Below are 13,541 nucleotides of genomic sequence, written 5' to 3'. Positions count from 1 at the left end.
TCCTGAATAGCTCAGCAGGTTAGAGCATCTGACTGTTAATCAGAGGGTCGCTGGTTCGAGCCCAGCTTCAGGAGCAATATTGAAACCGGCTTTACGCCGGTTTTTTTGTTTACCATGCTTATTAAAAAACTATGAGTTTAGTAATTATTGGTACGGTGGCTTTCGATACAATAGAAACACCGTTCGGTAAAACTGACAAAATTCTAGGTGGTGCCGGTACATTTGCTAGTTTGGCGGCATCATATCTATGTGATCAAATCAAATTGGTCAGTGTTGTTGGGGAGGATTTTGGAAATGACAATCTCGATCTTATCAGGAACCGTGGTATAGATGTTACGGGTGTCCAGGTGATTACTGGTGGGCAAACTTTTTCTTGGTCAGGCAGGTATCATAACGATATGAATAGCCGTGATACCTTGGCGACAGACTTAAATGTATTGGCTGATTTTGATCCAATTATTCCTGAAAGTTATCAGGATTGTGAGTATCTTCTCTTGGGTAATCTTACACCTCAAATACAATTAACAACGTTGGAGCGCTTGGTACACAAACCTAAGCTGGTGGTTCTGGATACGATGAACTACTGGATGAATGTTGCCATGGATGATCTAAGAAAGGTACTTCTAAAAGTTGATGTGTTAGCCATCAATGATTCAGAGGCGAGACAGCTGTCAGGAGAGTATTCTCTGGTTAAAGCTGCAAAAGCCATTTTAGCAATGGGACCTAAATATTTAATTATCAAAAAAGGTGAACACGGTGCGCTTCTTTTTGGAGAGAATCAGATTTTTTCTGCTCCAGCTCTACCATTAGCAGATGTGTTTGATCCAACTGGCGCGGGGGATTCCTTTGCAGGAGGTTTTATTGGCTATCTTGCCAAAGTAAAAAGTATAAACTTTACAAACATGAAGAACGCGTTAATTTTTGGTTCTGCGCTAGCTTCATTCTGTGTAGAGAAATTTGGAACAGATCGTTTGGTTGATCTTACCGAAGAGGACATACAAAAGCGCTTGAATGCTTTTGTTGCCCTATCTCAGTTTAATTTATAATCATTGATCTTTCAGTTTTCCGACGATCCGAAATTTTGAAAATACAGATTCTGAATGAGGGGCTTCTTGGAGCTCCTCAGTTAGATCTTGTCCGGCCCAATGTTCGTAATGCATCCCGTTTTTCCACAGTCTACTTTCTCCGACATCATAGATAAATCCGCGATAAGCAACCCAGATCTGTGGTTTGTCCTGACCATTACGTAAAGCCAGTTGGCTTTTGCTGTATTCCGATAATTCTTCTGCCATTCGTAATTGTAAAAAGGCGAAGATAGAAAAACTAGGCTACTTTATATGCCGATAGTGATCTTTTCATTAATTTTCTAGCGACATGTATTCTTGTTTTTACCGTTCCGATAGGGATATTTAAATGTTCAGATATCTCGTGGTATTTAAACCCTTCAAAGTACAGTGAAAATGGGATGTAGTATTCTTCGGAAAGACTAGATAAAGCTTCATGGATGTCTTCCATGACAAATTTGCTTTCGCCCTGATTTGAGGAGGCGGATAATAGGAGGTTAGCGTTAGAAATATCCTCGTCTTTCGTAATGAAAGAATTGGTTTTCACAATACGTCTATAGTTATTAATAAACGTATTTTTCATGATGGTGTAAAGCCATCCTTTCAAATTGGTTCCTTCTTTGAAATTTTTAAAATAGGTCACAGCTTTCAGGATAGTGTCCTGAACGAGATCGTTGGCATCTTCGTAATCACTGGTAAAATTTCTGGCGTAGAGTTTTAATGAGTCCGATTGCTCAATAACCATGGTGTCAAATTCATTCTTTGTCATAGCTTAATGAATTATAACTGTTCTTTTTACAAAACAGTACGTTTATAAAATGCGGTTCATTAAGTATGAGGCAAATAATGCGCCAAAAATAGCAAAATTAGATTTGTTAATATAATTTTAAGATTATTTTAAGCAGAGCAAACGTTTGCGCAGGCTAACTTTAAGTAAATAAAATTAGCTCAAAGTGATGTTTTACTAAAGTGAAGCCTGTTTTTCTTTCACTTTCAGATTTAAAAAAAATATTTTTACTTTTTTTAAATCTTTACAGTAAATTAACTTCACGCTCCAGCTTAATGCCAAATTTGTTGGCTACATCACTTATGATTTGTTCCGATAGATTATAAATTTCCTGTCCTGTAGCGTTTTGTCTATTTATTAGTACAAGTGCCTGATTTTTCCATACACCTGCTTGTCCATATTCTTTTCCTTTCCAACCGCATTGTTCTATTAACCATCCAGCAGCCAATTTTGTTTCATTATTAGGCATTGGATAATGCGGTATTGTGGGGTATTCTTTCTGAAGAGGCTCAAAAGTCGATGCTGTAACTACGGGGTTCTTAAAGAAACTTCCGGCATTTCCCACTGTACTTGGGTCAGGGAGCTTTTCTACACGGATTTTGGAGACAATGGTTGCGATATCGGCAATACTTGGGTTCGTTATATTTTCTTTAGCGAGTTCGGCTTCTATTGCACCATAAGTTGTATTGATATGAGCTGTTCGGCTAAGCTTATAGGTTACCTGGGTAATGATAAACCGTCCTTTATGAGCTGTTTTAAAGATGCTGTCACGGTAGGAGAAATTGCAATCTTCTTTTTTGAATGTGGCAAAGTTGCCGGTATGCGTATCGAAAGCCTGACATTCGTGAAAGACATACATTAACTCCGCACCATAGGCACCGATGTTTTGCACGGGTGAAGCCCCGACAGTGCCGGGAATCAGGGCCATGTTTTCAATGCCAGCGTAATTATGTTCGATACAGTACCAAACGAAGTCATTCCAGATCTCTCCAGCTTGCGCTGTGACATAGACATCGTCGCCATCTAGCTTTGCTTGTATACCCTTGCTGTTCATTCGAATAATATATCCTTCGAATGCTTTGGTGAAAAGGACATTGCTACCAGCTCCAAGAACAAAAAAGTTCTCTTTAAAAATATCATTTTTAAAAATTTCGGTCAATGTTTCATTGTCATTCACTTCGATTAGAAAATTTGTCTTTTCTTCGATTCCAAACGTATTGAAAGCTTTTAAAGATATATTCGATTGAATGTTTAATTTCATATTGACTTTAGTTTTCAGAAATTCAAAAAAATCAGCTATCTTTAGCATGATAATCGGTAAAGATAGTATAAACCGTTTATTTAACGATAAAAAATATAAGTTTAATGGGTAATGCAGATGTAAAAAGAATCAAAATTCTAGAAGCTGCGACGAGGCGCTTTGCACATTTTGGAATGGCTAAGACAACGATGTCGGAAATAGCCAAAGATCTCAATTTCTCAAAAGCATTGCTGTATTATTATTTTCCCGATAAGAATAGCTTATATTCTGCAGTTTTCGAATACGTTATTGATAAAATGATCGAGGATATCGAGGATGTCATTGCGCAGGGAGGCGACTTTGAGGAGATCATGATGTATTCTATTGATATGCGGGTCAAGATTATCAATCAATATTATAATTTATTTGAATACACCATGAAGATGGTGAAAGAGCTTCCGGATGAGTTGGAGCAGGTGTTCAAAGAATCTTATCTACGTGAAGTAGAAATTATTGAGAAGATTCTCAATATTGGTATCGATGCTGGGGAGATACAGGTTGAAGATATCAATGAAACTGCGCGGATTCTTCTGTATTCACTATTCGGTATGCGTATGGGCATATTAAAGGATATGAAAAACATGTTGTTCCCAACAAAAGAAGAATTCGATCATATTCTCAGTTTACAGAAGAAAATGATGAAAATCTTCTTAAATGGTTTACGTTTTCAAGTCGTTAAATAAGTGTTGAGCGAACATGTTCGATAATCTGTTTGGCATGAATTCGTGAATTTTCAATAAACCAAAGGTGGGTATTTAAGCCACCACAAACGACGCCTGCCAAATAAATCCCGGCTATATTTGTTTCCATTGTTTCTTCATTATGGCTAGGAATGCAAGGTGCCTCTTGGGGAATATCAATTCCGATCTTTTTCAAAAAATCAAAATTCGGGCGATAGCCGGTTAAAGCCAGTACAAAATCATTATCGAGTTCGACGATACCGTTTGGTGTTTGGATATGTGCAGTAGTTGGAGTAACTTCTGTTAAGTGGCTATTATAATACACATCGATTTCACCAGCAGCAATTCGATTTTCAATATCAGGTTTAACCCAATATTTTACCCGACGGCTGATTTCGCTACCACGGATCACCAAAGAAACTTGCGCTCCTTTTCGGTAGGTTTCAAGCGCTGCATCAATGGATGAATTACTGGCGCCGACAACGATCACCTTCTGGCTGCTATAATAATGTGGATCATCGTAGTAATGCCTAACTTTGGGAAGTTCTTCGCCCGGGATATTGAGCAACATCGGTATGTCATAAAAACCTGTGGCGATGATGACTTTTTTGGTCAGGTACATGCTTTTGTTGCTACTGACCAGGAACTCCGTATCCTCTTTCTTAATTTCCAGTACTTCTTCAAAAAGATGGGTATTCAGTGCGAACTTTTGCTGTATACGTCGGTAATATTCCAAAGCCTCCATGCGTTTTGGCTTGGGGTTGGTTGTGACAAAGGGAATATCACCTATTTCTAATCTTTCGGAGGAAGAGAAGAAGGTCATATTTTGGGGGTAATTATACAGTGAGTTGACTAAACAGCCTTTTTCAAGAATAAGATAGTTTAAATTTGCTTCTTTGGCTTCTAAGGCGCAAGCTAAGCCAATTGGCCCGCCGCCAACTATAATCAGGTCGTACCGTGTTATCGTATCGCTCATGGTATAAATGTCGAGAATTTTAAAGAATAAATCAGCTTAAAGCCTTAGACAGTTCATTTTCTGACATTGCTGTGCTTTTAGCATGAAGGTCCTGAACTATTTTATGCAGGTCCTGCGCAATTTTATTGAGAAAGTCCAGCTGTTCGGTCAATAGCTGCCCATCAACCGAACTGACATCTGTATTATCAAATTGGTCGTTGGGAATTTCGATCGCCAAAGGAATAAATGCATTGACGCTATCGTCAGAATGTAGCAGTTGAATGGACTGCTCCAAGGAGCTTAATATTTTTCGGATCGTCCGGACATGGTCCTTATTGATATAATTATTGTCCATTTCGTCGAGATGGTTCATTAATGTCACCGAAAAAGAAGCTAAAATATGGTTGAATATGACGAATTTATTGACTTCCTTACTATATTTTTGACGTTTCTTGGGTTCGGTAAGCATGCGCTGGAACGTCGAACCCATATTGGCCGTTTCGACGTAGACTGCCTTGCGGGTTAGTTTGTAATCCGTGATGGAAGGCGCTTGGCCTGCAATTTCTTTCAATGCCTGAAAGATGTAATTGTAGTTGGCAATGAGTAGCTTTCGCATGGACTCCTTGACTTGCATGCTTTCCCAATTTGGAAAAATAATATAACTGGATAAGAATGCAATCATGCCCCCGATAAAGGTGTCCAATATGCGTTCTTTCGTGACGTCGAGGGTATTGGCGCTGACGAAGCTCAGCATAATTAATACATAGGGTGTCATAAAAAGTACCGCAATAACATAGTTGACGCGGAATAAACTATATGCCGTCAGAAAAAAGAATACCAAGAGAACAAATAGTATAGTTGGGTCATGGATGGTTAACAGGATGAGGGCTCCGATGAGTCCACCTATCGTTGTGCCGATGAGACGCTGGATATTTCTCTCCTTTGTGAGTCCGAAGCCAGGTTTTAGGATAACCATAATGGTGAGGAGGATCCAGTATACATTATTGGTGATATTGGTGACCTCAAACACATAATAGGTGACTGACATGACAATCGCCATACGGCAGGCATGTCGAAAGATGGTGGATTTTAGGGTAAGATTTTCGCGGAACTTCTTAAAATCAATTGCAGAGCTTTGAACAAAGCGTTTTGCGTCATCAATTTCCTTTCTTTTGACATCGTCAGGTTGTAGATGCGAGTAACCATAGATATTTTTGATCCGGCGAACCAGGTCACGCAAATTAATCAACACCTTGCGTAAAGCAAATGTGCTGTATTGTTGATTTTTATCCAGTTGATCAATTTTAGTGTGAAGACGACTGAGATCCGAGTCGAAATCATACAGTGGTTTTGGCTGTGTATTTGTATTCAGCTGATAGGCTAAATTGTCAAGCTCATTGGTATATTTTAAAATCACATTTTTGAAATCTTCCAAGATTCCTGTAGGTCCAAAGCGTTCGCTGATGGTATTGTAATCATAGTGCGCCGCCATACTTTGCTCAAAGAGATCGACAATATCGTTGAAAACGAGGGTTAAATAACGTCCTACCTTTGTGGTGTCTTTTATCGATCGTTTACTTTGAAACAATACATCCCGTAGGTTTTCCTGATGCTGATTGACTTCAACTTGTTTGTCGATCAGTTTGAGGTAGTTTTTATCATTATCAATTTTAGCATCGTAAAAATTAGCTTTTAGCCGGATGTAATCAGCAACATAGCGAATTGTTTCTGATAGTTCCTGTTCGGCCAGCCTGTAAGGACGTGCTTGGGTGATGGAAAGACTAATGGCGATATACCATAAACCACCTAAAGTGTAGAAACCTAGATAGTTGATGGCCTCTGCAAGAGGGTAGTGAATCTGCACATGGATCAACATCATCAGGATGCACATGAGACCTACGTTGGCGGCTCTTCCATTGAAAACCGCAAACATGGCAAATATAAAGCAGGCTACGCCGATAAAAATTGCTAATAGATATACATTTTGATTGACTATATTGGTTAAAATAAAAGTTAAAGTAGTTAATATCGCACCCGCAATCATTCCTTTCCTTCTATGGCTAGGGGCACCGGGGGTATCCGATAAGCCTACTAAAAGCTCTCCCAGAGAGACAATGGTTCCATTGGTAAATTGCCCGATGGTTGCAAAGATCAGGACAGGCACGATACATCCGATGGTAATTCGGAGTCCATCTGCAAAATATTGGCTATAGAAAAAACTTTTTATTTCTTGTGTCTGTTTCATAATGTGTATAGTACAAACTTAGATAAATTGCTTTTCATATTAAAAACAATTGTTCTGCTATGTTTGCTCTTTTTTGTACGGATGATAGCGATATAGCTGGTTGGTTTCTGTCTGACCAAGAAAGGTTCATTTTGTAGCCGGGATTTATGAACTAAGGGATCGACACTGGTCGTTTCCATATTGTACTATGTTAATGTGTTAAAAATGAAAAATTACTAAAATTTGTTAGTATGTTTTTAAAATTTTAATTGTTTTTTTGATTAATTTATATTTTTTTATTTGTTTAGCTATAATATTGTTATATTTGGAGCCATAGGGTAATTTCAGAGACATTACAAAATTCAAGAGTCACCTAAACTCTCTTGACCACTTTCAAAGATTTAAATATGAAGCAAAGTAAAAATGAAGCCGTCTTTCAGGACGAGGTATTGACACGCTTTGAGCTTTTCAAAAGTTTGTTTTTAACATTGCCATTTCAACGTGTTAAAGATACCGGTACTTTATTACCATTTTTTGCAAAGCAATGTGAAAAGGGTGTGGATCAGCATTTAACTCCTGATGAGATCATAAAGAGTTTCTTCGATCAGCATGAGGAATTTTCTTCGGAAGAGCAACGTATTGATTTGTTATTTCGATTTGTTCAATATATAGAGCGTCAGGTTGTTTTATTTGATGCGATCGAAGACTCGTCATTTCAGATGGTGGGTCGTGGCGATGATGAAAATGTCTTAGGGGCATTAATTAAAAACGCCGAAGGTAGCGAAGATATGCGCCGTAAGATTGTGTCAAAATTGAAGGATTTTTCTGTACGTCTTGTATTGACTGCACATCCTACTCAATTTTATCCGGGACCGGTATTGGGTATTATCAACGACCTGATCGATGCAATCAAGACCAACGATATTCATAGTATTCACCTGCTGTTACAGCAATTGGGGAAAACGCCTTTCATCAATAAAAATAAACCGACTCCAGTTGATGAGGCAGCGAGCTTAGCTTGGTTTTTGGAAAACGTGTTTTATAAAGTGGCATCGGAGATTCAGTCGTTCATTGATGATGAATTGGATGTCGATACCGAAGAGGTAAAACAATTGATTGAGCTTGGTTTTTGGCCGGGGGGTGACCGAGACGGGAATCCTAACGTAAGTGTTGATAGCACCAAGAAAGTTGCCGCATTGCTACGTACTATCTTATTTAGATGTTACTATAGAGATTTCCGTATCGTTAGACGACGCATCACATTTAGAGGTGTGGAGGAGTATATGGAAAATCTGCAGACATTGTTCTACGAAAATAGTTTTAACCCGGTCGAACATCCTGCTGACGAAACCGATAATATCATCACGAATCTAAAAGCAATCAAAAATGTTTTGGAGGAATATCACAACGGGCTTTTTGTAGAGATCGTTGATGATCTACTCCGTAAAGTGATGACTTTTGGTTGTTTCTTTACCACATTGGATATCAGACAAGACAGCCGCATATTACGTGAGGCTACCAATTATCTGATTCAGCACAACCAGGAAAAGACTGGAATGCCATTGGATTATCTGGAGCTTAGTGAAAGTGATAAGCAAAAAGCATTAAAATTCAAAGAACTTGACTTAACGGTGGGCGAGGATGCGGATCCGTTAACGAAAGATACTTCGGGCGTGATAAAATTATTAAAGGAGATTCAACGTTCCGGTTCTGAGCGAGCTGCACAACGCTTTATCATCAGTAATTGCCAGCAAGCAAGTGATATTTTGGGACTGCGTCAATTATTTTTATGGTCTGGATGGAAGAAGGATGCTTTAACGATCGATTTTGTGCCCTTGTTTGAGACCGTTGATGACTTGACGAGAGCAGCGGACGTGATGAAAACCTTGTACAGTAATAAGGAGTACAAGGCACATTTGAAACGAAGAGGAAACAAACAGACGATTATGTTGGGTTATTCTGATAGTACCAAAGACGGTGGATATCTGATGGCGAACTGGTCGATCTATCGTGCAAAAATCGAACTTACGGCGATATCACGCGAATACGATGTTGATTTGGTATTTTTTGATGGTCGCGGTGGGCCTCCAGCACGAGGTGGTGGTAAAACGCAACGTTTTTATGCATCTATGGGTAAGGAGATTGCCAACGATCATATTCAATTGACGATTCAGGGACAAACAATCAGTAGCCAGTACGGATCTTTAGATACAGCGCGGTTTAATATTGAGCAACTTTTGCATGCCGGCATTATTTCAGATTTAAAACAACGTGTGGGCGATACTTTAACCAAACATCAACAGGAGATCATTGATAAGCTAGCTGAGTTGAGTCACCATAAGTTTATGGATCTACGCACGAATGAATTGTTTTTACCATATTTGGAGACGATGTCGCCATTGAAAGCGTTATCCTCGATCAATATTTCAAGTAGACCTGTAAAACGTAACTCAGGCCGTGAATTGCGACTGGAAGATTTGCGGGCGATTAGTTTTGTAACTTCATGGAGCCAGTTGAAGCAAAATATTCCCGGATTTTATGGTGTCGGAACAGCATTGCAATGGGCTGAAAAAAATAACCTCTGGAAGGACGTACAGCAATTATATGTTTCATCGGGATTTTTCCAGACATTGATCGACAACTGTATGATGTCGATGACAAAGTCAAACTTTGATATTACAGCATACATGAAAGATGATCCTATTTATGGTGATTTTTGGAAAACTTTGTATGCCGAGTACCAGATAACAAAAGAATATTTGTTAAAATTGAGCGGAACCTCAAAATTGATGGAGAACTATCCTGTGGATCGTGAGTCTATTTTAGCGCGCGAGGGAATTGTATTACCGTTATTGGTTATACAGCATTTTGCGATTCGTGCATTGAATTCGGATCAGCTGACTGATGCACAACGTGAAGATTATTCGAAGTTAATAGCGCGTACAATCTTTGGCGTGGTGAATGCCGGAAGAAATGTTGCGTAATTTTTCTTTCTTTTCACGGATAGGGTTTCGGAGAACATATATTTTATCTACTTTTGTATAGTTAACAAAATTGATATGAAGATTAATAAGTTATTTATTGTTGCGGCTTGTGCGGGTACATTATTTGCATCTTGTGGTCAAACAGCTGCAGATAGACAGCGTCAATACTCTAATGCATCCTTAGCGGATGGTGATGCCTTTGCAATGATTAAATTCGTTGGCGAAAATGGAAACTATTTGGTAAATCTTGCCGATGTAGCTGCAAAACAATCTACCTCAGCAGAGGTGAAAAATGTAGCTGCAAAGATTAAAGAAGCTTACGCAACAGTGTTGCCAGAATTAGACAATTTAGCAAAAGAATTGCATGTTGGCGATGCGCAACGTGGTGTACCTGCATTTCAAGTTCCGGCTTCAATTGGTTCGGACAGTACAGCGGCATTCAACGATAAAGCATTTTTAGCACTAGTGGTTGAAAAACAAGGTGAGATCAATACAAGATTGTCTCATGAAGAACACAATACAAACAAAGACGTTATCCACCTTTCAGAAGAGTCTTTGAAAAAAGTGGAAGAGATCTATAAATTAGCTGGTGGTAAAGTTGAAGAACACCATCACTAAGAAAAACACCATCACTAAGAAATAAGGTAAATAGAAGGAAAGGAGTATTCATTAAAATGAATATTCCTTTTTTTATGAGTTTTTTGCTGGCAATAATGGATTTTCTGTATGGAATTGTACCAGGTACTGCATTTCGATAGGATACGCTACCTGTATCCTGAGTTAGTTGATTGTCAGTGAGATAATTTTGTCAGGAAATGAGTTCATATTTTTGAGAAAACAGGAGTTTTAGTTGTTTTACGACAATATCAGCTGTTGTGTGCGCAAGAATTCCTTGTGATAATCGTTTGTTATTTGTTAAATTAATGATAACTTAACATTTATATAACATAGTTTTTAATAACTGTGTTTATTTTAGCGTAATTTAATGAAATCGTATATAAAGTGAGATACGCCGCAATAGATATAGGCTCCAATGCAGTCCGTCTTTTGATAGCTGACATTATAGGACAGAAAGATCAATATAATTTTAAGAAAAATACACTGTTACGTGTTCCACTCCGTTTGGGAGATGATGCGTTTATTCATCAGGAAATTTCACCAAGAAAAGCCGAGAGTTTGATCAAAACGATGAAGGCTTTTCGGGAGTTGATGGATGTTTATCACGTGGAGGATTATATGGCCTGTGCGACGTCGGCCATGCGTGATGCACGAAATGGGGCTGACATTGTTGCGGAGGTCAAGAAAAATGGTATAAACATCGATATTATCGAAGGAGCAAAAGAGGCTGAGATTATTTACAATAGCCATTGGGATAATAAGATGGAAAAGGACAAAGTTTACCTGTACATTGATGTGGGTGGCGGTAGTACTGAATTATCGTTATTCGCTAATGGTGTTTTGGTTAATTCTAAGTCTTTCAACTTGGGTACGATTCGTATTTTAGACAATCAGGATAAGGCAGAAACCTGGGATGAATTGAGGGAATGGGTACGTAGCAATACGCATATGTATAAGCAAGTTGTTGGGATCGGTACCGGTGGTAATATTAATAAGCTTGCACGCCTCTCCAATGAGAAGCTGGATAAACCATTGTCCTATGCCAAATTAAAAGCGGTATATGAACATTTATCTTCCTTTTCTTTAAAAGAGCGCATAATTTTATTGGGGTTAAACGAAGATCGTGCGGATGTTATCATACCTGCGAGTGAAATTTTCCTGACAATTATGAAGTATGGCCGTCTAAAACAAATCATTGTTCCAAGGGTTGGACTTGTCGACGGTGTAATTAGAACCTTGATCAATAGGAATTTAGTGAAATAATGCTTTAAAAAGCAATTTTCGACTTGTAAAAGAGCGAAAAATCTTTATTTTTGTGATACCAAAGGTGAATATGAGCCCAGGTGGCGAAATTGGTAGACGCACCATCTTGAGGGGGTGGCGCTCGCATGGGCGTGGCAGTTCGAATCTGCTCCTGGGCACTTTAGCAGACAACTCTTTAAAATTAAGATTTGTCTGCTTTTTTTTTGGACGTAATTCGTTATTAATCAAATAGATATAGTGTAAGAAATGGTTGACCCTAGCAGTTCGAAAACTTGTTCCTGAAAACGTCAAATTTTCGGGATAAATCGAACTGATTAATTTACGTTTTTGCTCGATATTGCATTTCCTGTAAATAGAGGCCATATTTTTGAATTTACTGATACTTTCAGTTCGAAAAATGTCCATTGACCCTCTTGCATTTTTTAGAGTTTGTTGCCTCTCCTCAAGCTCGTTAATCTCACTTGTATATTTTAATTTTAATTCTTTGAAATCTTGAGGATCGATATCTCCTCTAATTAAAAGATCTCTCGCTTTAGATGTGTTATCCTCGAGGGACCTAATTCTTCGTTCAATTTCAACTTTTTCAGTTAAATTGCCTTTTGTTCTTTGCGTATACAGCTCTTGTAAAATCGTCGAGTATAATCCAATAACATCAGCTCTAGGCTCAAATTTTTCAAGCTCTTGCTCGAATTTTTGATGGACTATTTCTGTATTGAATCTTTGCCTACATTGAAGTTTGCAATGGTAATATGCATAATGTTGACTGTAACCTTTGGATTTACTTGCAGTCAATGGTTTTGAACATATAGGACATATGAGAAATCCTCTTAAGGGGTATTCTTCTCTTGTGACAATCTTTGTTCGGTACTTATTTCTTTTTCTCTTGTCTAAGATCTCCTGAACTTTGTTAAATGTATACTCAGAGATAATAGCCTCATGTTGGCCTTTCACCGTGTATTCTTCTTCACCTTCGTATTCAGGAACCACAATTCGTCCACAGTACACAGGATTTTTAATACACTTCCAAAAATAAGCTTTGCAGATATCCAAGCCTTTCTCTCGTACTTTAAGGTGAATTTGTTGCGTATTATAGACACCTTTAGCCAGTTCTTCAAATGCCCATTTCATGAGTGATGCATCGGGTTCTTTAAGCTCAATAGACTTTTTCCCATATTCATTTAGCCAGTTTCTATATCCTGCAGGAGCGGGGCCCATCCACCTTCCTTCTTTTCGCGCTCTTCTCATACCGTTTGTCGTATTTAACGCTCTGCGATCATTTTCTACCTCAGGAGCTGCTAAGTAGAATGCCAACATCATTTTGTTTTCAGGAACCGTTAAATCAAGCGGCTGCTCGATAGCTTGGGGTTCTACTCCTAAAGACCTTAACAAACTTATCATTTGATATGCATCGCCCGCATTTCGACTAAACCTATCCCACTTTGTAAATAACAGAATATTGGACTTACTTTTATTTTTCTTTAAGTCAAGAAGCATTTTCTTCCATTCTGGACGATCAAAAGTTTTTGCAGAATGATCTTCGAATATTACTTGACGGATTGTAATCCTATTTATTTCGCAGAATTTTTTTAAGCGTTCTTCTTGATCTCTTTGTGAATATCCTTTTTCTGCTTGTTCATCTGTACTAACTCGGATATATAAATTGGCA

10 protein-coding genes, 2 tRNA genes and 1 pseudogene are annotated in these 13,541 nt (G+C 38.4%); 7 read left to right on the top strand and 6 right to left on the bottom strand.

What is annotated here, in order from left to right; genetic code table 11:
• Window positions 1-74 (top strand) — tRNA-Asn (locus tag B2X72_RS16685).
• A 57-nt stretch (window positions 75-131) separates the two neighbouring features.
• A complete protein-coding gene (locus B2X72_RS16680) occupies window positions 132-1,046 on the top strand; it encodes a PfkB family carbohydrate kinase (protein ID WP_286850783.1) in 915 nt (304 codons plus the stop codon).
• Here B2X72_RS16680 and B2X72_RS16675 read toward each other — a convergent pair whose 3' ends face one another.
• The 3 genes from B2X72_RS16675 to murB all read right to left on the bottom strand — a co-directional run bounded on the left by B2X72_RS16675 (window position 1,047) and on the right by murB (window position 3,112).
• Window positions 1,047-1,292 carry a cytochrome b5 domain-containing protein gene (locus B2X72_RS16675; RefSeq protein WP_088160763.1) on the bottom strand — a complete coding sequence of 82 codons (246 nt, stop codon included), beginning with the start codon at window positions 1,290-1,292 and terminating at the stop codon, window positions 1,047-1,049.
• Window positions 1,293-1,323: 31 nt separating this feature from the next.
• A complete protein-coding gene (locus B2X72_RS16670) occupies window positions 1,324-1,833 on the bottom strand; it encodes an RNA polymerase sigma factor (protein WP_046671910.1) in 510 nt (169 codons plus the stop codon).
• Between the two features lie 262 nt (window positions 1,834-2,095).
• Complete coding sequence (gene murB, locus B2X72_RS16665) at window positions 2,096-3,112, bottom strand: UDP-N-acetylmuramate dehydrogenase (protein ID WP_088163488.1); 1,017 nt, start codon at window positions 3,110-3,112, stop codon at window positions 2,096-2,098.
• 104 nt (window positions 3,113-3,216) lie between these two features.
• Between murB and B2X72_RS16660 the strand changes: the two genes are divergently transcribed.
• Window positions 3,217-3,834 carry a TetR/AcrR family transcriptional regulator gene (locus B2X72_RS16660; RefSeq protein ID WP_075991750.1) on the top strand — a complete coding sequence of 206 codons (618 nt, stop codon included), beginning with the start codon at window positions 3,217-3,219 and terminating at the stop codon, window positions 3,832-3,834.
• Here B2X72_RS16660 and B2X72_RS16655 read toward each other — a convergent pair.
• Complete coding sequence (locus B2X72_RS16655) at window positions 3,827-4,807, bottom strand: YpdA family putative bacillithiol disulfide reductase (RefSeq protein WP_286850779.1); 981 nt, start codon at window positions 4,805-4,807, stop codon at window positions 3,827-3,829. The two genes, B2X72_RS16660 and B2X72_RS16655, sit on opposite strands and share 8 nt — an antisense overlap.
• Before the next feature lie 31 nt (window positions 4,808-4,838).
• Complete coding sequence (locus B2X72_RS16650) at window positions 4,839-7,031, bottom strand: FUSC family protein (protein ID WP_286850778.1); 2,193 nt, start codon at window positions 7,029-7,031, stop codon at window positions 4,839-4,841.
• A 386-nt stretch (window positions 7,032-7,417) separates the two neighbouring features.
• Here B2X72_RS16650 and B2X72_RS16645 point away from each other — a divergent pair, with 386 nt between their 5' ends.
• The 4 genes from B2X72_RS16645 (at window position 7,418) to B2X72_RS16630 (ending at window position 12,033) form a co-directional block, all read left to right on the top strand.
• On the top strand, window positions 7,418-9,994 hold the full coding sequence (locus tag B2X72_RS16645; protein ID WP_075991754.1) for a phosphoenolpyruvate carboxylase: 2,577 nt from the start codon (window positions 7,418-7,420) through the stop codon (window positions 9,992-9,994).
• A 75-nt stretch (window positions 9,995-10,069) separates the two neighbouring features.
• A complete protein-coding gene (locus B2X72_RS16640; RefSeq protein ID WP_070570475.1) occupies window positions 10,070-10,612 on the top strand; it encodes a hypothetical protein in 543 nt (180 codons plus the stop codon).
• Window positions 10,613-10,996: 384 nt separating this feature from the next.
• On the top strand, window positions 10,997-11,875 hold the full coding sequence (locus B2X72_RS16635; protein WP_120334907.1) for an exopolyphosphatase: 879 nt from the start codon (window positions 10,997-10,999) through the stop codon (window positions 11,873-11,875).
• Window positions 11,876-11,949: 74 nt separating this feature from the next.
• A tRNA-Leu gene (locus B2X72_RS16630) sits at window positions 11,950-12,033 on the top strand.
• Window positions 12,034-12,766: 733 nt separating this feature from the next.
• On the opposite strand, the pseudogene B2X72_RS16625 reads toward B2X72_RS16630, so the two are convergent.
• Window positions 12,767-13,528: pseudogene (locus B2X72_RS16625) on the bottom strand (recombinase family protein); the annotation flags it as partial.
• Between the last annotated feature and the right edge of the window lie 13 nt (window positions 13,529-13,541).

The sequence above is a fragment of the Sphingobacterium sp. UBA7253 genome (assembly GCF_002472745.1).
GTDB classification, from domain to species: domain Bacteria; phylum Bacteroidota; class Bacteroidia; order Sphingobacteriales; family Sphingobacteriaceae; genus Sphingobacterium; species Sphingobacterium siyangense.
This window is presented reverse-complemented; position numbering and strand designations above follow the sequence as displayed.

What these genes read in the sequence shown, in the direction of transcription:
- B2X72_RS16680 (WP_286850783.1), top strand. Translation starts at nt 132, where the DNA reads ATGAGTTTAGTAATTATTGGTACGGTGGCTTTCGATACAATAGAAACA.
- B2X72_RS16675 (WP_088160763.1), bottom strand. Translation starts at nt 1,292, where the DNA reads ATGGCAGAAGAATTATCGGAATACAGCAAAAGCCAACTGGCTTTACGT.
- B2X72_RS16670 (WP_046671910.1), bottom strand. Translation starts at nt 1,833, where the DNA reads ATGACAAAGAATGAATTTGACACCATGGTTATTGAGCAATCGGACTCA.
- murB (WP_088163488.1), bottom strand. Translation starts at nt 3,112, where the DNA reads ATGAAATTAAACATTCAATCGAATATATCTTTAAAAGCTTTCAATACG.
- B2X72_RS16660 (WP_075991750.1), top strand. Translation starts at nt 3,217, where the DNA reads ATGGGTAATGCAGATGTAAAAAGAATCAAAATTCTAGAAGCTGCGACG.
- B2X72_RS16655 (WP_286850779.1), bottom strand. Translation starts at nt 4,807, where the DNA reads ATGAGCGATACGATAACACGGTACGACCTGATTATAGTTGGCGGCGGG.
- B2X72_RS16650 (WP_286850778.1), bottom strand. Translation starts at nt 7,031, where the DNA reads ATGAAACAGACACAAGAAATAAAAAGTTTTTTCTATAGCCAATATTTT.
- B2X72_RS16645 (WP_075991754.1), top strand. Translation starts at nt 7,418, where the DNA reads ATGAAGCAAAGTAAAAATGAAGCCGTCTTTCAGGACGAGGTATTGACA.
- B2X72_RS16640 (WP_070570475.1), top strand. Translation starts at nt 10,070, where the DNA reads ATGAAGATTAATAAGTTATTTATTGTTGCGGCTTGTGCGGGTACATTA.